This window comes from Trichocoleus sp. DQ-A1, assembly GCF_039961955.1.
Lineage (GTDB): Bacteria > Cyanobacteriota > Cyanobacteriia > Cyanobacteriales > FACHB-T130 > FACHB-T130.
The window spans coordinates 1-21256 of record NZ_JAMPKE010000008.1; the positions used below are offsets into that span (position 1 = coordinate 1).

Annotated in this window: 15 protein-coding genes; 5 read left to right on the plus strand and 10 right to left on the minus strand. The window is 47.3% G+C overall.

The window, feature by feature from the left end; translation table 11 throughout:
* Positions 1-463 precede the first annotated feature (463 nt).
* The 3 genes from NDI33_RS10030 to NDI33_RS10040 form a co-directional block, all read right to left on the minus strand.
* A complete protein-coding gene (locus NDI33_RS10030; RefSeq protein WP_190431998.1) occupies positions 464-622 on the minus strand; it encodes a hypothetical protein in 159 nt (52 codons plus the stop codon).
* Positions 567-1409: an SDR family oxidoreductase gene (locus NDI33_RS10035; RefSeq protein ID WP_190431996.1), complete on the minus strand. Its 843-nt coding sequence runs from the start codon at positions 1407-1409 to the stop codon at positions 567-569. Before NDI33_RS10035 ends, NDI33_RS10030 begins: the two co-directional genes overlap by 56 nt.
* 203 nt (positions 1410-1612) lie before the next feature.
* Positions 1613-5062, minus strand: coding sequence for a lipoxygenase family protein (locus NDI33_RS10040; RefSeq protein WP_242032985.1), 3450 nt, complete (start codon positions 5060-5062; stop codon positions 1613-1615).
* 793 nt (positions 5063-5855) lie between these two features.
* Here NDI33_RS10040 and NDI33_RS10045 point away from each other — a divergent pair.
* Positions 5856-7271 (plus strand): NB-ARC domain-containing protein, encoded by a 1416-nt coding sequence (locus NDI33_RS10045; protein WP_190526728.1) that lies wholly within the window; start codon positions 5856-5858, stop codon positions 7269-7271.
* 9 nt (positions 7272-7280) lie between these two features.
* Here the strand turns inward: NDI33_RS10045 and NDI33_RS10050 are convergent, their stop codons facing one another.
* The 6 genes from NDI33_RS10050 to pstC all read right to left on the minus strand — a co-directional run bounded on the left by NDI33_RS10050 (position 7281) and on the right by pstC (position 13125).
* Positions 7281-8813: a family 10 glycosylhydrolase gene (locus NDI33_RS10050; RefSeq protein ID WP_190672116.1), complete on the minus strand. Its 1533-nt coding sequence runs from the start codon at positions 8811-8813 to the stop codon at positions 7281-7283.
* Positions 8814-9083: 270 nt separating this feature from the next.
* On the minus strand, positions 9084-9218 hold the full coding sequence (locus NDI33_RS10055; RefSeq protein ID WP_348233068.1) for a hypothetical protein: 135 nt from the start codon (positions 9216-9218) through the stop codon (positions 9084-9086).
* A gap of 135 nt (positions 9219-9353) precedes the next feature.
* The gene (gene psb27, locus NDI33_RS10060; protein WP_190414987.1) at positions 9354-9755 is read right to left on the minus strand and encodes a photosystem II protein Psb27; all 402 of its coding nucleotides are present in this window, start codon (positions 9753-9755) and stop codon (positions 9354-9356) included.
* A gap of 384 nt (positions 9756-10139) precedes the next feature.
* Positions 10140-10946 carry a phosphate ABC transporter ATP-binding protein PstB gene (gene pstB / locus NDI33_RS10065; protein ID WP_190414986.1) on the minus strand — a complete coding sequence of 269 codons (807 nt, stop codon included), beginning with the start codon at positions 10944-10946 and terminating at the stop codon, positions 10140-10142.
* Between the two features lie 230 nt (positions 10947-11176).
* Complete coding sequence (pstA, locus tag NDI33_RS10070; RefSeq protein ID WP_190432156.1) at positions 11177-12079, minus strand: phosphate ABC transporter permease PstA; 903 nt, start codon at positions 12077-12079, stop codon at positions 11177-11179.
* A 128-nt stretch (positions 12080-12207) separates the two neighbouring features.
* Entirely contained in the window at positions 12208-13125 is a 918-nt protein-coding gene (gene pstC, locus NDI33_RS10075; protein WP_190415044.1) for a phosphate ABC transporter permease subunit PstC, read from the minus strand.
* A gap of 299 nt (positions 13126-13424) precedes the next feature.
* On the opposite strand from pstC, the gene bioB reads away from it, so the two are divergent.
* The 4 genes from bioB to NDI33_RS10095 all read left to right on the plus strand — a co-directional run bounded on the left by bioB (position 13425) and on the right by NDI33_RS10095 (position 18454).
* The gene (gene bioB / locus NDI33_RS10080; protein WP_190672120.1) at positions 13425-14510 is read left to right on the plus strand and encodes a biotin synthase BioB; all 1086 of its coding nucleotides are present in this window, start codon (positions 13425-13427) and stop codon (positions 14508-14510) included.
* A gap of 256 nt (positions 14511-14766) precedes the next feature.
* Positions 14767-15351: a biotin transporter BioY gene (locus NDI33_RS10085; protein WP_190414984.1), complete on the plus strand. Its 585-nt coding sequence runs from the start codon at positions 14767-14769 to the stop codon at positions 15349-15351.
* A gap of 133 nt (positions 15352-15484) precedes the next feature.
* Complete coding sequence (gene lspA, locus NDI33_RS10090) at positions 15485-15988, plus strand: signal peptidase II (RefSeq protein WP_190672124.1); 504 nt, start codon at positions 15485-15487, stop codon at positions 15986-15988.
* 216 nt (positions 15989-16204) lie between these two features.
* Entirely contained in the window at positions 16205-18454 is a 2250-nt protein-coding gene (locus NDI33_RS10095; protein WP_190672127.1) for a transglycosylase domain-containing protein, read from the plus strand.
* A 184-nt stretch (positions 18455-18638) separates the two neighbouring features.
* Here NDI33_RS10095 and NDI33_RS10100 read toward each other — a convergent pair whose 3' ends face one another.
* Positions 18639-21242, minus strand: coding sequence for a dynamin family protein (locus NDI33_RS10100; protein ID WP_190672130.1), 2604 nt, complete (start codon positions 21240-21242; stop codon positions 18639-18641).
* Between the last annotated feature and the right edge of the window lie 14 nt (positions 21243-21256).

The window sequence follows — 21256 nt, forward strand, 5'->3', positions numbered from 1 at the left end:
TAGCTCCGTATACGGCATACCAACTCCCCAGTGTCTTGATGCTGATCTACTCCCTTATTGTGCAATCTCGATTATGAACTGGCACACTACTTGACCATTCATGCAGGAGGTCTCTTATTTAAGGATTTTTTTTAAAAGTCAAGTGAAAAAAATAATATCCCACGGCTTTAGATTGCATATGTATTCGGTTATAATTGGTGTTTTTAGAGCCATTAAATTATCAATTTTCAACGTTTTAACTGAGGCCTAAAAAATATTTTAAATTAAGTTTATCTCGGCTTATACCTTGTCTCTTGTTGCTAAAAAGCATTTCCTCTTGAGCGGTAACTAAACATCACTTCTGGATGTTGGTAATCGAGAATAGGTAATGGGTCATTAAGGAAACCAATTACCTATTACTAGCCACTAAAAGAAGGATTGATTTTAACCACATTGCAGACCTGCTCTGGCTATGCCAGTCAGATTAAAGTTCGTTGAAGTTATCGTGTGACGGTGGCGCGATCGCAATTTCTACCAATAAAGGGACGAGGGGAGAATTGCGTCGCAGGTGGTGTTTGAAATCCTCGTCAAGGCAGGCGATCGCCTGAAAACTCGACCACCGAATCGCCCGTGGGATCGACATATTTGCTTGAGACAAGACCACGGATGAGGTCGGACGTCTGGTATCTGAAGTGTGGCACATCGGCGGTGGCAGCTTCGGCAATGACTTTTGCAATATCGTCACCTGTCTGCCCTATTGTGGAAAACACTTGCTCCGTTGCGGCGAGGTATGCATCGAGCATCTTACTATATGCTTCGGGAACGGGCCGCTGCAAATTTGCTCTAGTCTCTAGGACGGATGCGACGAACTCTGTGTTGATCGCGCCCGGTTCGATGAGGGACACAGAGATACCGAGGCGTTTAACAACGGGAGCAAGACTCTCCATAAAACCCTCGACCGCAAATTTAGCGGCGCAATACGCATCGTTGAATGGGTGCCCGATGAGACCGCCGACGCTGGTAACTGTAATGATTCGCCCCGAACCGGCAGAGCGCATCAGCGGTAGGACAGCTTGGGTGACACGCCAGACGCCGAAAAAATTGACATCCATTGTTTGATTTAGATCGTCAATCGATGTTTGCTCAAGGGTTCCTAGGTAGCCAGCGCCTGCGTTATTGACAAGCACATCGATCCGACCGTAATCGCGGACAACAGAGTTTACGCACTCGTCAATGGAGGCTGCGTCCTGAACATCTAGTCTACGCACTTCGAGCGTAACATTTTCCGTCTTTGCTCGCGTTTCAAGAGGATTACGCTTTTCTAGGTTACGCATGGTCGCAACGACGGTGAAGCCTGACTGCGCTAGTAACACCGCCGTACTCAATCCGACGCCCGATGATGTGCCTGTGACGAGTGCGATTCGATTCATTATTTTCCTCCGTAAATCCGTAAGACTGCTGCCCGTTTCGTTTGCCGCCTAACTATTTAATTAAACTGACTAAGTCAAAACTGACTAAGTCAGTCTAACTTCCCCAATGGGGTTCGCCGTAGCTTTATAGCAGAATTTAGTAGTAGGTACAGAAGTATCTACTACTAAGTTGTTGTGGCAGTGTTGTACCAGTTCCCTAAGTCCTAAATATCAGTGCTGTAGGCAATCTGCTTGGGTGACAGGTAGGGATAGGGAATTTTACCTTCCTGTTCCAGCTTTTTGTTCCGTTCCTCAATCTCCACTGCTATCAGATTTAGCTTCGCCATAAAAATAGCGTGGATTGAGGAGAACCGATCGTTTGCTAACGGTAATTGGAACAGTAGATGCAAAGACGGGGTGGTGAGCAGGTAGGAGAAAGAAACTTCAAAGTGAGAAATTGTAATGCTCTGCAAAGCTTCCATCACGTATTCCATTGTGATATCGCCTTCAGTTTCAGGTACTGGCTTATCCAGAACGTTGGGTCGGTTGGGGATATACGCTAGGTATTCCTTTTGGGGGAAGTTGACTGCGGAATGTTGGGCACTGGCTAGAAAAATAATGTTGGTTAGAGTTTTCACCAACAGCTCCCGCGTTTCAATAGCAGCCGGAAAACCAGAAACAGCTCCACGCTCCGGATCGGCAGTTTCCTGCGCCCAAGCTTGGATAACTTTATCTGCTGCCACTGCGGCATCATCCTTATACACAGCCGCTACAATATTGCCGACATAGTCAGTAATTGCATTCCAAATCTTGAACCCATCGTCGCGGAAGTAGTAGTCTTCAACGCCGTCCGAACCCTTCTCATCAAATCCGCGTGATAATAGCTCTTGCGGGAAGCTCATACCAGAAAAATCCCACTTCTTCAATGCCTTCAGCAATAGCTGCATCGCTCCCGCAGTGCCCGTGGCGAAGGTTTGATTAGTAAAGGGAGCAATGTAAGAAACCAAAGTCTGACGAGCAAAGTAGTTGATGCCGATGGTGTCTTCAAAGTGCGGCTTCAGCAGTTGACCAATTGGGTGATCTTTGGGAAAGGCGTTGTGATGGCTGATGGCAAAAGGTTCTATAACCAAGTGCGTGAAGCCCAAGTGGTAGATAAACTGGTGGTACTGGTTGTCAGCACAGACTGCATGAATCTTCGCCAGTAAATACTTGTTTGGATAGGGTGAGTTAGGAGTGTAAACCTCGTTTTTACGGTCTTTATGGCGCGTTAGTTGGATGCCGAGAATGTTAAGTTGGGACTTACCATCTTCCAATAGTTCCCGGTATACCAACACGAATGCGGGATAGAAAACTTTACCGCCAAGTTGAGGGATATCTTCTAGATATCCGTAATCCAGCAAGAACAAGCGTTTTTGGGCGATCAGCTCAGGGATAGTTTTCCCTTGCGCCGTCAGGTGTGCCATGTCTTTGGGGATAACACTTTCGTCTGTGCAGAGTGTAATGCACATCGGGTTAACCCCTTGGATTAGCTGGCGGCAGAATTCCACATCATCCTTCCAAATTTTCGGAAGGTTATATGGCTGGTCGATCCAGCCAGAGAAGAAGGCTGTCCACGGATCGCCGCCCTCCTTCTGGATCTTCTCTAGCCTTTGTAAAAATCCCACCTGTGAGTAGAGGTACTCAGAGGCACGCTGCGAAATTAATCCCAGTTTCTGTGGTGGTAGCACTTCTCCTGGCGGTAGACCTTTCACCATGCGTGGCAAGTCCTCCATTGCCACGTCAGGTGCATCTTTCCGACGAGGATACTTTTGATATTCATACTTTTGGTCTTCACCACCGGCATACTGCTGCACGATTTGCAAAACTTGCTGCTTAACCTCATCCAAAATCCCAGTCAGGAATGCGATCGCGTGTTGCTGCTGCATCTGTTTGGTGTTGGGCAGTTTTTCCCCTGAATCCAGCAACAGCCGCAAGGAAACGACAATCTCTCCACGCTCGGTACGCTTTAGCGGTAGCGTTTTACGTGTTACTTGACCAGATTTCAACTCGTGCAAATCAACTTCGGCAGTACCCATAAACTCATCTTTGCCGAGGTTGGCGTCCCAAACGCTGAAACGCAGCTTGCCCTCAATGCTCACCAACTCAAAGGTGAACTTTTCATTCCACAAGGGGTTGCAAGTTTGCAAACAAGCCTTCGATTCTTGTGGCTTCGCCTCGTCAAGATCGATTACGACAAAAGGATCGGGATTAAACAAGCCAGTTTTGAGCAAATCTTTGCCACTAATCACTTCAATTTCCAGCTTGCCAATACTGGGATTAAAGTGCTTATCCAGAGATTTGATCGCTTCAGTGTAAGTTTTTTCCTGACCGCTAGTAATTTGTCCGGCAAATACGGGGCTGACTTCAGTTTCAGAAAACCAATGAATCACCGTTTCTGTCGGACTCTTGGCTGACATCTCGACAGTTGTGATAGCACTCGTGATGGGAAGACTAGGTTTGACTTCGACAAAGGAATATTTCAAGGTGTGCTTCTGGTCGTCGCGCATCTCCAGACGCTCTTTATATTCGCGCCCTGAGAGAGTCTTGAAGGAGCGTATCGCCCCAACTTCGTCTTTGCCTGGGGCATCCAATTTAACCCACTCATAAATAGGCCACCATTTCATAATCTCCTGACCAAAGGGTCTGAAGACCGCCCACACTTTGTCAATGGGGGCGCGAACGATACCTGTGACATTTGCGCGGCTAGTTTTTTGCTGGGTGTCTTTGCGAGTGTCAAATTGCGATTTGACCCACTCAAATCGCTGGTTGAACATCTTTTCAATGCTGGCTTTGAGTTGCTGGGCATCTTGCCCCTCTTCAGGGATGAAGATGTTCTCATAGTTCACTTTGGTGACTTCGGCATTCACCTCAGAAAGCTTGACTGTAGCCCTGTAGAGATTGATCGGCATCGAAGCACTTTTGGTCATTTCATAGGCTAAGGTTCGCTCTTCGTTCGAGCAAGACACGAGGCTCTCCTCGACAACTCCACCGTTCGGGAAGAGGATCTGCCGCTTATTGTCAGGCTCTATTTTCACCCCAGTGGCGTATTGCACCCACGAGACATCCTGCCAATTGCCAACGACAGCCCACAACTTATCTACGGGACAGTGGACATCAAACTCGAACGAACACTTGATTCCGTCTCTTCGGAGGATGAAATTAGTGACTTCAGGGATGCGCGTTGGCAGGAAGTTTTCCATAATCTTGAGTGCTTTTGCCCGATCTTCTCGGTTCTCGCTCCGCATCACGACTTCCATCGTCAGCGACACTTCTGGACCAGTCTCCGTGTCGTATACCCGCGCGGTAGCTTCGTAGAACGTGAACAGCACATTCGGCTCTGGTATGTCGATCTTCCAGACGTGGGTTTGATCGTCCTTGACGACCAGCCGTTCGCGAGTGATCCCACCCCCGAACTCGAATCGGATGATGGCTCCCACGCCATTTTCCGGTTTTCCATCCCCAGTTTCCAGTTCAGTATTTTCGTGTGCGCCGAGAACTTTCTGCAACGAGAGATAGTCATCGAACCCAGACCAAAACTGGTTTACCGAAATGGGTATCTTTTGGACGTTCGTTCGCGAGACGTGTTTGCCAAACTCCAGATCGTCTGTCGAATTTAAAGTACTTAGTGAGGTCATTGCGAATGTCTCCATAAATGAACGCGATGGACTGTTGATGAAAATAGAATTGCTAAATTAAGCTTTGTTGAGGTAGGTACACGACTTTTACTTAGCTGTGATTTGGTAAATTTTGCAAGTCTTACATACTGATTCCAGCGCTCCTCCCAGGGAGATTTAAGTATTTTTTACGGCTGGTTTTATTGTGGGGTTTAAAAGAGTAGATTTATCCGGTTCTTTTCTAACTCATGATTCTGGCGATTTGCCTAATGTCAACATAATCGTTTGCGAAAAAAGTATCCTACCCATGATTCATCGCGGATACTGGTACGCAAAAGAACTTGAGAGCTTGCCTCGGAAGAAAACCACAATCCCCAGCCAATCAATTCCTGAATATCTTATCCAACAAAGTGTTCCTGCCTGAACGAGCAAAATTCATTGATGTTTTCATAAGTCAAGTTTGCCGCGTCCATCAAATATCAGCCACCGAAGTTTAGGATCTAAACAAAGAACTTAAATATTTCTGCCGATCAAGTTTTTGAAGCCAGACATCGTAAGCTTTTCATCCGGGAAAAAATTAAGAGGCTAACTTTGCGAAGTTACTTAAAATCGGAAAATTTATTAATCTTCGGATCGAACAGCCTATAGCTTTGCCATAATCGGGGTGATTAAATTCCCTGAGGTTCAGGAAATCTATATCCGAAGTTTGTAGCAGTCTATTTAGTGGAGTGGAACCTATTACCCACAGACCATATACACCGGGTTTTGCCTGCCCCACAGGTTACTGTGTTTGTTAAACTCAGATATTTCTCTGATGAATTTACAACAACAAAAACGTAGGCGTGGTGTGATTCTCACGCCCCAAGGATTAAAGAAACTCCAGGCTGCAAAATCTGAAGCGGAAAGTTGCGAAAAATCTAACAATCGGTACACTCTGGAAGCGTTAAGCGATCGCACTGGCTTAGATCCAGATACCCTGATGAAGGTATTTGCTTGTGACGCTGGGGTTGATAAGCGCACCCTGAGTCGTTGCTTCAGAGCTTTTAACCTCTTATTGGAACAAAGTGATTACGATTTACCCGCTTCTAAAATTGAGCCGGTTGCGGAGCCAGGAAGTGCCACGACGAAAGCAGGACAGCAAGATTGGGGTGAGGCTCCTGAGTGTGCGATTTTCTCCGGTCGCACAGAAGAACTGGCAACCTTGACGCACTGGATTTTATCGGAACGCTGCCGACTGGTAACGCTGTTAGGAATCGGCGGAATTGGAAAAACCTGTCTGGCGGTGAAACTAGCCCATCAAATTCAAGATCGATTCGAGTTTACGATCTGGCGAAGTCTACGCAATGCTCCGCCCCTCAAGGAGATGCTAGCAGAGCTAATCCAATTTCTATCAAATGAGCGGGAAACTAATTTACCAGCAACGGTAGAGGGGAGAATTTCGCTATTAATTCGTTATTTAAAGCTTTCTCGCTGTCTGTTAGTGTTCGATAATGCGGAGGCGATTCTGCACGGGGGCGATTTGTCCAAGCCTTCCTTGCACTTTAGCACTGGACACTATCGCCAAGGCTATGAGGATTATGGTGAACTTTTGGAAAGGATAGGAGAAACACCCCATCAAAGTTGCATGGTGCTAACAAGCCGGGAGAAGCCAAAAGGAATTGGATTACTGGAAGGAGAAACTTTACCCGTTCGAGTCCTGAAACTAAAAGGTTTGCAGGTAGCGCCAGTACAGGAAATATTGAGGGCTAAAAGTTCTTTATGGGGTTCGCCGAGCGATTGGAGCCAGCTAATTGAATATTATGCAGGAAATCCATTCGCATTAAAAATCGTCTCGACGACGATTCAAAAGTTATTCCACGGGAATATTTCTGATTTTTTAAGCCAAAAAATTACAGTGTTTGGTGAAATTCGCAATCTTTTAGAGCAACAATTTAAGCGGTTGTCCGAGACGGAAAAGATAATTATTAACTGCCTCGCCCTGAGTAACCAAATCCTTTCATTTTCACAATTGCGGGAGAAGCTACCGCCCTCGATCTCACCGCAAAAACTGCTAGAAGCCTTGGAATCATTGGAAGAGCGATCGCTAATCGAAAAAAAGGCTGCATTTTTCTTTTTGCAGCCTGTGGTTATGGAATTTGTAAGCGACCAATTAATCGAAGAAAAAATTACCCAAGTGCCGCTGCGAATCGTGTCTAGTGACGAGTATCCCAGATTTGCGGCTAGGAGCTAAAAGCGATCGCTAGTCGGCACCACAGAACTTGCGATCGCGGTCTACTTCCGGTTCTTGCCAGGAAAAGGCAAAATGGCTGATTGAATTGACTTGCGGTGCCCCAGCGCGGATCGCTTGCATCTGCTGTTCTAAGGACGGACGAGAATTGAACGACTTGCCCCAAGCCCCCGCTAGTACGGGTGAAACCTGAGTGCCGGGTGGCGCAAGACTCAAAACCCGCTCAACTTGCGGGACAATGCAGCTGGTGTTGCCGCAGGTTGCATAGGACATCGGATGCCATTCCATATAACTGGGAAACCGATCCCACGGTTGCACTCTCGAATCATACCCCCCTTGACCCACGGTTTGATTCCCCTCCGGGAAAAACACTGCCCCCGTGCGGATTCTTTGTCGCTGGGCGGGGAGGCTGGCTAACGCCACAAAGTCCACAACGCCTTGAGCCGCATGGGCAACACTCAGTTGCCACAACTCCCATTGCAGCCGGGCTTGGCGCTGTGAGGCGGTTGCTTTCATTTCATCGGCAACGGGGTTGCGTCCCTGCCAGAGGGGCGATCCCTCATCTGGGTAAAGTTTATCCACCCCTGCAACATCGCCAGCGCTAATGAATCCCTTGGTAATATATCGCTCGATCAGTTCTCGTCCCTTATTGTTGAGGGCGCGGTCATACAAAGCCTGTCGAGAACCATCTCCGTAAATCCATAAATCTTGGACTTTCGTTACCACAGAAGCGCTTCCTGACTGGCGGGGATACCGAATGTAGTCAAACAGCACTCCATCGGGGCGGCGACGAACCACCTCTTGAACCAGCTGGTAATAGTCTCGTTTTGCTTGGGCGTTGTAAGGATCTATGAAGGCTTGAGAACCGTCCTCCGTGACCGACAAACTGGTTTTTCCCATACCATCGCGGGCTAGCGCTTGCTGCCGATCGGGTCGCTGGGAGTAGGAGTAGCCGAAGTTCATGGCGAACATCCACGCATATACTTGCATCCCCCGTTCGCGCCCTTTGTTAATCGCTTGTGCGAGCAAGTCCACTTTCTCAGCGCCTGGAGTTCTGATGACAGAAGGCCAGGGTGTGGAATTTTCTGCCTTAGGCAGTAGCACCTGACCGTCAGAAAAAACTTCGACATAGACCTGGTTATAGCCCCGGTTAACCAAGCGATCCATTAATTCATCTAGTGCCCCAGGACGGATGTCACAGGGATACAGGCGCAGCCAGATTGCCTGTACGCGGGGCCAAGTTTGCTGACGACACTGCTGCAAACTCTCTGCGTGTTTTTTCAAGAGCGTTCTGTAGCGACCTTGGGAATCCGAGTTTCCCTTCACGGCTGAAACACGCAAACTTTCTTTTTGGGCGATCGCATCTGCTGAAAGCTGGCAATATGCCCTTGTTTGAGCTAGAGCAGATTGCGAACCCAAGTAAGGGTTGATAAGACTACTACTGGTCAGAACTGCTGCAACTAAACCGCGATAGACACGCTGCCAAGTTTGCGGCAATCTTAACGATGCCTGACCCACGAACTTCCTCCTAAACACCAATCTCATGGAACTGTTAGATATGTCTACCCCTCAGACGAAAGGATGGAACATAAGGTGTCATCCGAACCGATTTCACTGGTTGAGCATCATATCAGCACTTGTCTGAGTACTTGTCAATTGACTCTATACACAGATTTACCCGCGTTTCCGGCAAATCTCTGCTTTTTAATAGAAATAGGCACCCATAAGATCGACGATACCAACTGCCACGTCTGTTGCCATTTGGGCTTTTCAAACCAAAGCCCAAACAGGATTTCAAGATTTTATCTTCTGAAATTAAAACAAAATGGCGTAATCTGTCATTGCTTTGTCTGCGGCGCTTTGTCTGTAGCGCTTTGTCTGCGGCGCTTTATCTGCGGCGATCGCATCCGCCGTCTGTGCTGCGTGTTGCAGCGGATGCGATCGCTCCACTGGTCACGGTAAATTCACTCCATCTGCCATCATCCCCAACCGGGTCTCAGAGCAGTGGACGCGATCTCCATAAAAGCGATTAGCGATTAGCCAGTGAATGAACAGCTAACAGCTAACAACTCGCCAGCTAGTTCTTCAAGCTTCTCGTCTCAAAGCTGCTTCCACCTGCTGGAACTCTTGCTCTAAGCGAGTCTTCAGTTTTTCCGGCAGCGGACGATTCGGATAAGAGCTGTAATGCCCTGCTATTGAATTCAATGCAGTTCGCATCGTCGTGTAAGAACTCAGCTTAGCGACAGAGCTATCCCGCCGATAGCGAGAGGCAAAATCGTTAATAATCTGACGCGCTTGTGACTGAGCTGCTGCCTTGTCTGCCGAACCCTCTGGCAATTCAATTGCTGTTCTCAAACCTTGCAACAAAGCCAAGGTATCTTGGCGGTAATCTCCACTCAGTCCTAGCGAGCTGCTGGAGGAACAGCCCATCAATCCCATCGTAACTACCAAAACCAGGGCTAGGAGACGTGACCAATAACGCTTCATAAGTATTTTTTTTACCAAACGAGATGGAAATGCAAAATCAGAGTTTATCCTATCTCGAATTGGAACCCTTAGAATTTTAGATTTTTAATTTTAGAGATAAGACGTTTGGTGTAAATAAACGTAGACTCTCGATGGTTCATAGTTTAGGAATTATGGTTTGTAGGAACAATCCATAAACTTTTACCCCTCGTTACATTTATTTGTGCCCCTATATTCCACTATTTTCATCCTTTTAACAGATGCGAAAAAAAATGGAAGTTCCTATTTTTTTGGCTTTGCTAAATCAAATAATCTGATAGGAATACTTCTGACAGGTATCCCACAACGAGTAAGGGCAGAAACCCTGCCCCTACCTTCTTTCAATCAATCGTTTTTCTGGAAAAATTAACCGAAGCGACCGCTTACATATTCCTGTGTTGCTTGCTGCTGAGGGCTTTGGAAGATAACCTCGGTGCGGTCGTACTCGACTAAATAACCAATACGACCTCCTTTTTCGGTTGGTTCGACATTGAAAAAGGCTGTCATATCAGATACTCGCGATGCCTGCTGCATATTGTGCGTCACGATCACGATGGTGTATTGCTCTTTGAGTTGATGGAGCAAATCTTCAACTCGCAGCGTGGAAATGGGGTCGAGAGCGGAGCAGGGTTCATCCATCAGGATCACGTCTGGCTGAACAGCGATTGCTCTGGCAATACACAACCGCTGCTGCTGTCCCCCAGACAAAGATAAACCACTCGCTCGAAGTTTATCTTTCACTTCATCCCACAGAGCCGCTTGCCGCAAACTCCGCTCTACCAATTCATCCAAATCGCCCCGATATCCATTAATCCGGGCACCAAAGGTGATGTTGTCATAAATCGATTTAGGAAATGGGTTTGGTCTTTGGAAGACCATCCCAATCCGTCGCCGCACCTCTACGGGATCGATTTCTGGAGCGTAAAGATCTTGACCGTGGTAAGTGACTTTGCCTTCTGCCCGAAAACTTTTAATTAAATCATTGAGGCGGTTATAGCAGCGCAACAAGGTACTTTTTCCACAACCCGAAGGTCCAATAAAAGCCGTAACCCGGTTTTTGGGAATATCTATCGAAATGTCTCGAAGTGCTAAAAAATTTCCGTAGTATACCTTTAGATTTTCTGTCTGTAAAACAGTCTCAGTTTGATTCTTGGTTTGAGAATTCGACAACATAAATAATCAGATCGGTTTTTGGGTTTAACAGGCTAACAAAAACCCTGTAGGTTTTTGGGCAGATGATTGGGCGAAGGATTGTGTTGCTTGGGAAGTCAAGGGGATTACGGCTTCGTCCTTAAGGTTAAAAACAGCGCCTAGCATACTATTAAACCTCGGTATGTATTCATTGTTGCATTACTTTGTTTAAGTTTCCGTATCATAGCAACACATATTTGAACAATTGTTCATCAATAAACTCGACGAGCCGTTGCTAAACGAGAAATCATGCTGGTTATCAGAACCAGTAAAACTAGGATGAAAGAAGCCGCCCAAGCGAATTCTTGCTGATTTTTAAATGGAGACGTAGCGAAGTTGTAAACTAAAACCGCTAGGGAAGCCGTTGGTTCTTTTAATTGATTGTTCCAATTAGGCCAATATTGGGTGAAAAGGGAAGTAAATAATAGGGGTGCTGTTTCACCAGCAGCACGAGCAACTGCCAGCGTCGTTCCCGTCACAATTGCTGGGAGTGCTGCTGGCAAAATCACGCGAGACACCGTTTGAAAGTTAGTTGCTCCCAGTCCGACCGATGCTTGTCGGATTTCTTGCGGAACCAATCTTAAAGCTTCTTCGGTTGCCCGAATTACAATTGGCAACATCAAGATTGATAAAGCAAATCCTCCCGCCCATGCGGAATAAGTTCCCATTGTGAGAACGACGGCGGCATAAGCGAAGACGCCCACAATGATAGAGGGAACTCCACTCAGGACGTTGGTGGCAAAGCGAATCCAGTAAGAAAACTTACCCGTATTACTAAACTCAGACAAATAAATGGCTGCCATGATGCCAAAGGGAATGCTAATCAGGGCAGCAATTCCGACCATGATGAGGGTTCCCAGAATGGCGTTGCCAAACCCGCCTCCGGGTACTAAGGGAGGGGGCGGCAGTTCCGTGAACGCACTCGCGTTCAGCTGGCTTATACCCTGGATAATTACGTAGGAAAGCACCGCCACCAAAGGCAGGATAGCCAGGACAGCACAAAGAAACGTTAGCGCCGTCATCACGATCCCAAACAGTGTCCGGGGGGAAGTAGGCGATCGCTTCAAACTACGACTGGGAAATCCGGAAACTGGTTGAGCCTGGGGTTTAGACATCATATTTGTGGTCGGTGGTCAGTGGTCGATTATGGAGGGGCGGCTTTCACCAGATATCTGCCAGTAGCTTTCCTATACTGATAAACCCGCCTGTGCAAGTCTGCTGTCATCTCAGAACAAGGAACGGATTAAATTCGCTGGACGCGCTCAATGAGTATCTGAGCCAAGATATTCACTAACAGCGTGAGGACAAATAGAATTAACGCAGCATACATTAGGGCTGCCACTTGCAGACCGCTTGCTTCTGCAAATTGGTTGGCGAGTAGGGAAGCAATCGTGTTGGACGGAGCCAAGATAGAAGGACTGATGTTGTTAGAATTCCCAATCAACATCGTTACAGCCATTGTTTCTCCCAAAGCTCGACCCAGTGCCAGCATCACTGCGCCCACAATTCCAGAGAAAGCGGACGGGAGTAGCACTTTGAGAATGGTCTCCCAACGAGTCGCTCCCAACCCAACTGACGCCTGCCGCAAGTCTGGAGGTAACGAGATGAGGGCGTCACGAGAAAGGGCTGCGATAGTCGGCAATACCATAATGGCGAGGACGAGCGCTGCCGGGAGCAAGCCTGGGCCACGCAGCGGCGTGCTAAAAATGGGCAGCCAACCCAAAGATGCGTTAAGCCAGTTACCTACGACCTTCAAAAGGGGAATCAGAACAAAAATTCCCCACAAACCATAGACCACACTGGGAATCGCTGCTAGCAGTTCTACGAGGAAAACAATTACCACCTGAATTCGTGGCGGCAAATAATCTTCACTCAGAAAAAGGGCGACGCCAATCCCCACTGGTACGGCAATCAACAGGGCGATCGCTGAGCTAGCGATCGTGCCGTATAGTTGAGGCAGCGCTCCGTACTGATTGCGAACTGGGTCCCAATTGGTGGAGGTAATAAAGCCAAACCCAAATTCTGTAATCGCAGGCCAAGCTTTAATTGCAACTTGTACCGTTATCCAAATCAGGATTACAGCAACTGCAAACGCAAAAATTCGAGTTAGCCAAATAAAGCCCCGATCCATCGTCCGATCCCAATCGGAGCGGGGTTTCATAATTTTCTGCGAACCGGAGGTCACGGAACTCACGGGATTATTTTCCTCAGACACTGGTTAGTAAAAGCAATAAACGCTTGTATTCGTTGATGCAAGCTAGACCCGTACCATTTTTTTTACTCAGAATGCAATTTTTTCAATTGCCAGACATTCCAGCTTAGCAGGGGCAGTTTTGCTATTAGCCTACCGTCTAATCGTAAAGGATAGAGTAAAGGTCAGGTTAAGGTATGGCTTTAGTTGTCTGCAAACCAAGTGATAAAATGCCATCGTTTCAATAAATACGATCAAAAGGGCCGAACGTGGTTCAAGCATCGGTGTCAAACGTGGATGTTAACAGCAAGTCTCAGGAGTCACTGCGGCAATGGCTGCAAAACCTGACCTCTCGGATTATTGCTGGCGAGCGGATTGGGAGAGCTGAAGCGATCGCTCTATCCCAAATTGAAGGTGAAGAAAATATTTTGCTGCTATGCGAAGCAGCCGACAAAGTCCGTCAAGCTTGTTGCGGAAACGTAGTCGATTTATGCAGCATTGTCAATGTGAAATCTGGCAATTGCTCGGAAAATTGCGGCTTCTGTTCCCAGTCTGCTCACCACCCCGGTCAAGACTCGCCAATCTATGGCTTGAAATCCACCGAGGAGATTCTTGGCCAAGCCAAAGCAGCTGAAGCAGCCGGGGCAAAGCGGTTTTGTTTAGTTTCTCAAGGACGCGGCATTAAGTACAACAGCCCCAAATCGACGGAATTTGAACAAATTCTGGAAACGGTGAGCCGAATTATTGCCGAAACCCAGATTAAACCTTGCTGTGCGTTGGGAGAAGTGACGCCAGAACAAGCTCAGGCGCTAGCTGAGGCGGGGGTAACGCGGTACAACCATAATTTAGAGGCATCGGAGAACTTCTTCGAGCAAATCGTGACGACTCATACTTGGCGCGATCGCGTCCAAACCATCCAAAATCTCAAAGCTGCGGGAATTCAAGCCTGCACGGGTGGAATTATGGGATTGGGCGAAAGCTGGGAAGACCGAGTGGATCTGGCGTTGGCGCTACGGGAATTGGAAGTCGAATCCGTCCCCCTGAATTTATTAAATCCCAGAGAAGGGACACCCCTAAGCGATCGCCCAAAAATCGATCCTTATGAAGCCCTCAAAGCGATCGCCATTTTCCGCCTCATCCTGCCCGAACAAATTCTGCGCTACGCTGGCGGACGGGAAGCCGTGATGGGAGAACTCCAAGCAATGGGCTTTCAAGCGGGAATGAATGCCATGCTGATTGGACACTACCTCACCACTATCGGGCAACCGCCAGAGCAAGACCATGCTATGCTCGAATCCCTAGGGCTTACGGGTGGCGAAGCACCCATTCCCGGCGAATACACTGCTAAGGTATGAGTGCTATAGGGGCGGGACTCCCCGCTCCTGGTGAGGGCTGAGGGCTGAGGACTGAGGACTGAGGACTGAGGACTGAGGGCTGAGGACTGAGGACTGAGGACTGAGGACTGAGGACTGAGGACTGAGGACTGAGGACTGAGGACTGAGGACTATTTCTCCCTTGCTCTTTGACGCCCCTACTCTTTGACGCTTCTGCTCTTTGACGCTTCTGCTTCTTTACTTCCCTGCTCTTTTACTCCCCTGCTCCTTTACCCTTGTGTTTGCTCCCACTGAACTACTGTGGGCCTTGATTGGCTTACTCCTAACGATTGGTGGTACGTTTCTGGAAGCGTATGTCCCCAGCCTTCCTTGGAATTGGTCTCAGCAAGGGATTCAAACTCACTCGCTGGGCGTGACCTATCAAATCGGTGCCGTGCTGCTAGTTGGCTGTATGGGCGGTAAAAATGCCGGGGCACTCTCTCAAATTGCTTACCTGGCGTTGGGTCTCACTCCCTGGTTTCCAGTCTTTTCTCAAGGCGGAGGTCTCGACTATCTCACAGAACCCAGCTTTGGCTACTTACTAGGCTTTATTCCGGGTGCGTGGATCTGTGGCTTAGTGGCTTTTAAGGCACCGCAGCGATTGGAGTCTTTGTCCTTCAGCTGTATTTGTGGGTTGCTGGTCATCCATATCACTGGTTTGACTTATCTAATCGTGACCCATTTGTTAACATTGGGAGCGGTATTACTGCCGTTATGGGAAGCAGTTTTGAAATACTCCGTCTATCCTTTACCAGCCCAAATGGCAATTGTTTGTGCAGTGACAGTCTTGGCTTATTTCTTACGCCAGCTAATGCTTTATTAAGTCGTTGGTTTGGTCATTAGTCAAGCGCTCGTTGGTCATGGGGTAGTGGGTTGATAGTCTACCGATACTGATTACTAAAGAACGATTGACTAATCACTCATCACGAATAACTAATGACTAATGACTAATTACAATGAATTTTAAAAATCACTATTTTTGGCTTGCCGCTTTCGTTAGTCTGATTCTGGATCGGGTCACTAAATATTGGGTGGTGCAGAATTTTGTCTATAAAGAAACGTGGGCGCTGTGGCCTAATGTATTTCACTTTACCTATGAATTGAACCCTGGGGCAGCTTTTAGCTGGTTTCAAGGCGAAGTTTGGTTGCCCTGGCTTTCTTTGGGAGTGAGTCTATTCTTGATCGGATTCGCTTTAGTAAACCCCCATTTGGATCGTTGGGAACAATTAGGCTGTGGCTTTATCTTAGGTGGAGCGGTGGGCAATGGAATTGACCGATTTTTCAACAGTTGCGTTATCAATGACAAATTTTTCAACGGTTGCGTCGTTGATTTCTTGGATTTTCGGCTGATTCACTTTGCAGTATTTAATCTGGCAGATATGTTTATTAATGTAGGTATGGTGTGTTTGTTGATTGCCTGGTTTTGCAATCAACCTTCCTCATCTGGCAGACCACGCTGAAGAGATGAGGGCAGAGGAAGCGGAGGGAAGTGGGAGAAAGCGGATTTTTCCGTTGATAATTAATTCCCTTCTTTAGTTTTAAAAAGACGATTTGTTAAAACCTATCTTTGTAAGCTCTTTCTCTTTTTCACAACGCCTCCCTAGGCAAGCGATTAGAATATTTAGAATATTCAGTACAAACCTCTTGCTTGTCGCATTGAGCCTTTTGCCTCTGACATGACCTCACCCCAACAACCGCCTAAAACCATCCTGGGTCAACTAACTCAGGCAGTACAGACCATTCAAGCTAAGGTAAATTTTAATGCGCTGGCGCTGAAGCCCAATGCCAAAGTACCGGAATTGTGGGTGCAGGATGCCGGTGCGGCGAAGGCAGAGGTTTATCCACTGTTGGGCGATCGCTATTTACTGGGACGCAGTTCTAAATCTTGCGATATCGTGGTGCGGAACCCAGTTATCAGTCAGATTCATCTTTCATTAAACCGAGAAGGACGTCGCGGGCAGTCCTTTGTCATCAAGGATGAAAACTCTACCAATGGCATCTACCGAGGGAGACGGCGGCTCAATAGCCTCATACTACGCCACGGCGATATCCTCACCCTAGGACCACCGGAATTGGCGGATGCGGTTCGGCTTCAGTACCACAATCCGCCCCCCTGGTACGTCCTGGCGACTCGTTACGCCCTCTATGGGGTGGGTGGGCTGACCAGTTTATTGGCATTGTGGATTCTTTTTGAGTGGCGCAATATTCCGATTCGACCTTTGCCGGCTGGCGTACAAGGGCCAGTAGTAATTAATTCTGATGACGGAACGCCGTTACAGCGTCCCCGAACGATAGCGCACCGGGAATTGGGGCGATTATCAGATTTTTCCAAGTATCTGCCTCAAGCGGTGATTGCATCGGAAGACAGCCGCTATTACTGGCACTTTGGGGTCGATCCTGTTGGCACGCTGCGGGCGGTGGTGACGAATGTCAAGGGAGGCGGAATTCGTCAAGGCGGTAGCACGATTACGCAACAGTTGGCGCGGAGTTTGTTTCGGGAGTATGTGGGGACAGAAGATAGCGCGGGGCGAAAAATCAAGGAAGCGATCGTCGCTCTGAAGCTGGAGACGTTCTACAGTAAGAACGAGATCATGCGGAATTATCTGAACCGCATCTACTTGGGAGTTGGCGCGAACGGGTTTGAGGACGCGGCTCAGTTTTATTTCGACAAATCTGCCAGAGACTTAAATATTTCTGAAGCGGCGACGCTGGTGGCGATTTTGCCAGCACCGAATAGTTTTAATCCGATTCGGGATTATAAAACGGCGATTGGACTGCGCGATCGCATTATTAACCGCATGGCAAATCTGGGGTTTATCAGTGCGGAAGAAGCTCAACGAGCAAGGCGATCGCGTATTGACGTTAGCCCTAAAGCCAGAGAAGCTTTGGCTAGTATCAAGGCACCCTATTTTTACAGCTACGTTTTCACCGAACTCCAATTCTTGTTGGGAGATCAACTGGCAAAAGAAGGCAATTTTTTTGTCGAAACCAATCTGGATCTGGAGACTCAGCAAAAGGCGGAAACTGCCCTCCGCAACGGAGTTAATACCATTGGGGGAAGTTACAGGTTCTCTGAGGGAGCAATTGTCACCCTCGACTCCAGCAACGGGTCAATTCGCGCCTTGGTCGGTGGCACAGATTATCAAAAAAGTCAGTTTAATCGCGCGACTCAAGCCAAGCGGCAACCAGGTTCCACCTTCAAAATTTTTGCCTACGCCTCAGCGCTTGAACAAGGTAACTCGCCGGGAAAGTTTTATTCTTGCGCCCCTTTAGTGTGGCAGAATCAACGCTTTCGGGGGTGCGAAAGAGTAGGGGGTAGCGGGACGGATATGTACACCGCGCTTGCCCAGTCTGAGAATGCGATCGCGCTGCGGGTGGCGCAGGATGTCGGTTTAGATCGGGTGGTGGAGATGGCGAGGCGACTGGGCATCACAACGCCGCTTAATCCGGTTCCCGGTTTGGTGTTGGGGCAAAGCGAAACCACTGTCTTGGAGATGACGGGGGCTTTCGGTGCCTTGGAAAATGGCGGCGTCTGGAATCGCGCCCATGCTATTCAGCGGATTCGGGACAGCAGCGATTGCAAAGATTTCAACAATCCGCAAACCTGCCGGGTGATTTACTCCTTCGAGGAGGAAGCAGGGGCAACGAAGCGGGTGCTGTCTCAGGGAATCGCAGATACCATGACGAATATGCTTCGGGGCGCAGTGCGAGGGGGTACGGCACGGGCGGCGTCGATTGGATTCGGAGAGGTGGGGAAGACGGGCACCACGAATAGCGGCGTTGACTTGTGGTTTATTGGCTACGTTCCCAGTCAGGATCTCGTCACCGGCATTTGGCTGGGAAATGACGACAACACTCCAACGCGAGGAAGTAGCGGACAAGCTGCCCAAGTTTGGGCAAACTATATGCGGCAAGTGGTGCGTTAAGCTATGTTGCTAGATATTTTCACGGGTGCGATCGCTCTTTGAGATTGAGGAGAATGCGATCGCTCTAATTTCTCGCATTTCTGTTTCCCATATTTCTTACTACAGTAGCCCCACTAGCAGTTGCTCAATGCTTTGAGCAGATGTTTTAACAAAGCACTGCTTTTATCTCCACTTTCTTAATTTGTCAGAAAGGAAGGATTGCTTCAATGTCCTTTTGCACCTGCTCAAGTTCCTGACGCTTCTTACAGATAAAAGCTTTTTCAGCTTGACGTTGTTCCAGTGTTTCTTTGTGAACTTTTTCCTGCTGCTCTAGCAAGTTTTCTGAGATAGAGATGGCTTGTGCAATAACTTTGCTGGCTGCTTCAGAGCGCTCGTTAAAAACTAAGCTAATTCTTTCTCCAATATTACCCAATATTTCTTCTACTGACTGGCTAAATTTCTCTAAACCTAAATCACATACTTTCTGTTTTATCTGACCATGTATTCCATCAACATCTAGCAGGCCGAAACCAAATGAGCCACCAGCCGCAGCAGCTAAACCGCCCAGAATTATTGGAACAATACCAAGTCCTGTAAATATCAGCAACGCACCAGCAACTAATCCACCTGCTCCCAACCCACCAAAGAAACCTCCAGCACCACCAATATCTGGGTTAATGGATGAAGCAATACCTAGCCCGCCCGTCCCTATTCCAGGAAGAGTTTCCGCAGCTGCAAAATTGAGTTGATTAACCAAGCTAGTATTGAGTCGCCGATCGAAAACTTGAAAATTTTTCCTAATAGATTCTATCTCTTGCTCAATTTCCTTATCTAAAATTTCAAGATTCTGTTTCAAAATCGTATCTCTAATCTTTTTATTACCCCAGTCATCTAGTTCTTTTGAAAAGTCTCGAACAAACTGATTTGCATAATCTCTAATTAACTCTTTTTGGCTCCAAATATGTAAATGTTCGGAAGACCAGCGTTTACTTTTGTCTGCTATACGATCGCCTATTTCTTCAGCCCACTCATTCCAAAACTCCTCAGCTTGATCGCATGATTGTTCTATCAGTTGATCTGCTATTAATTGGATTCTGACATCGCGGCCACTGGCTTCACCCATTTGTTCAAATATTTTATGTTTATCTTCTTCAGAAACTTTCACCTTACCATCTAAAATTTGCTCGAATTGGTTTAGTTCATTACAAGAAACCTCAATTAACTGCTTAAGTCCTTCGCTAGATTGGTAAAGTTCTATTAATCCTCGCTCAGTAGCGAGGAACTTCTCAATAGACTGTGTAAATTGCTGGAAGGTTTTCAAGTAACTATCCTGATTCCCAGTCAAAATTGCATCCAGTGCCGCTTGAGCCGAAATGAAATGAAGGCGGTTTTCACCTGCAATGATAGGATTTTGACCCTGAACAAACCTTTCAATCCGTTGACGAACCTGGTGCCGACCATTTTCACTACGCAACAGATCCATAAAATTCACAACTACAAACAAATTGTTGGCAGCCTCATCTGTCTTCCCACCGTTCAGTTGAGCCTTCAAGTCTTGGATCAAGTCGCGTTCTCCTTGAGTTAGAGGACGTGAGGCATTGATTAGGAAAATCGCGGCATCAGTATCTTTGAGTAGTTGTTGAGTAATCGCAGTTCGGTCAGGATGTTCATTCAATCCTGGAGAATCCACTATTTCAACACCACTTCGGCATAGCTCTAGATCGGGATGTTCAAAAATAATCTCTTCAATATCAGAACGAGCTAATTCATCACTGACACAATCCAATGCGGCTTCTTCTGAAATTGCTGCCTTTATTTTGTACTGTTCAAATGGAATTTCTTCCTCTCGTTTATCTTTATAACGGCAAATTACCCGTTTTTGCTCTCCATATCTGAGAACTGTTACCGTGCCGCTACAGGGAATCTCTCGCACTGGTTGAATTTCTTCACCTAGTAGAGCATTCAGTAATGTTGATTTTCCTTGGCTAAACTCGCCTACAACTGCCACTCGGAAGCGCTGAGAACTCAACTTTCGAGACGCTTGCTCTACTTGTTCTGCTAGATTGTTAGGCAGTACACCCTGATTCGTGCCGTCTTGGATAATCTCGGCAAGTTGCTTAGAAGCGGTTTTTAACTGTTGCCGATACCCTTGGAACCGCTGTAGCTCCTCATAGGACAAGTTTAGGCGCTGTTGTTGCTTGGCTTGCTGTTTAGGTTTAGCAGGTAGAACCGCCAACAGATCGCTAGCAGCCATGATAAATACGGCATCAAGCGCATGAAAGCGAGCAGGATCGAGTAAAGACTGCACCTCCTCCAAAGCTGTTGGTTCCACAGTGCCTTGATGACTGAATCCCGCTTCTAAAACTGCCAAGTGTTGTGGATTAATCTCTAATCGATCGCCAATTATTTCTAAATACCGCTTTTCACGAGTATCCATTACTCCATCAGCGGCTGATATTTCATAGCCAAAACTAATCAACAAAAGTTTTTGTGATTTTGATAACGGAGCTGCCAACCTAGACAGCTGACTTGGTTTTGTATTATCCAAATTCTCCTTTACTCCCTTGATCATCAAATGCGCTAATCGACGCACACCGCCCTCTGTGGGAATAAATCGATTAAGGGTTGTCAGTAGCCGTTGCTTTTCATCATCCGTAACTGTGCCATCAGCATAAATCACACCCAGTAGCAGCGTTACCAAATTTGCTAAAAATATCACGGGAGGCGTCAAATCCTCTTGGCTGAGCTTTTGCCCAGTAATCCGCGACAACAAATCAACAGCTTCAGAGCTAACCAGTGAAATATCCATAAAGTCTGTGAGCC

Bases quoted from the DNA above. Each gene is read 5' to 3' on its own strand.
- NDI33_RS10050 (WP_190672116.1), bottom strand. From the start codon at position 8,813: ATGAGATTGGTGTTTAGGAGGAAGTTCGTGGGTCAGGCATCGTTAAGA.
- pstB (WP_190414986.1), bottom strand. From the start codon at position 10,946: ATGTTGTCGAATTCTCAAACCAAGAATCAAACTGAGACTGTTTTACAG.
- NDI33_RS10095 (WP_190672127.1), top strand. From the start codon at position 16,205: ATGACCTCACCCCAACAACCGCCTAAAACCATCCTGGGTCAACTAACT.
- NDI33_RS10030 (WP_190431998.1), bottom strand. From the start codon at position 622: ATGTCGATCCCACGGGCGATTCGGTGGTCGAGTTTTCAGGCGATCGCC.
- pstC (WP_190415044.1), bottom strand. From the start codon at position 13,125: ATGAAACCCCGCTCCGATTGGGATCGGACGATGGATCGGGGCTTTATT.
- NDI33_RS10045 (WP_190526728.1), top strand. From the start codon at position 5,856: ATGAATTTACAACAACAAAAACGTAGGCGTGGTGTGATTCTCACGCCC.
- NDI33_RS10100 (WP_190672130.1), bottom strand. From the start codon at position 21,242: ATGGATATTTCACTGGTTAGCTCTGAAGCTGTTGATTTGTTGTCGCGG.
- psb27 (WP_190414987.1), bottom strand. From the start codon at position 9,755: ATGAAGCGTTATTGGTCACGTCTCCTAGCCCTGGTTTTGGTAGTTACG.
- lspA (WP_190672124.1), top strand. From the start codon at position 15,485: ATGAATTTTAAAAATCACTATTTTTGGCTTGCCGCTTTCGTTAGTCTG.
- NDI33_RS10040 (WP_242032985.1), bottom strand. From the start codon at position 5,062: ATGACCTCACTAAGTACTTTAAATTCGACAGACGATCTGGAGTTTGGC.
- NDI33_RS10035 (WP_190431996.1), bottom strand. From the start codon at position 1,409: ATGAATCGAATCGCACTCGTCACAGGCACATCATCGGGCGTCGGATTG.
- pstA (WP_190432156.1), bottom strand. From the start codon at position 12,079: ATGTCTAAACCCCAGGCTCAACCAGTTTCCGGATTTCCCAGTCGTAGT.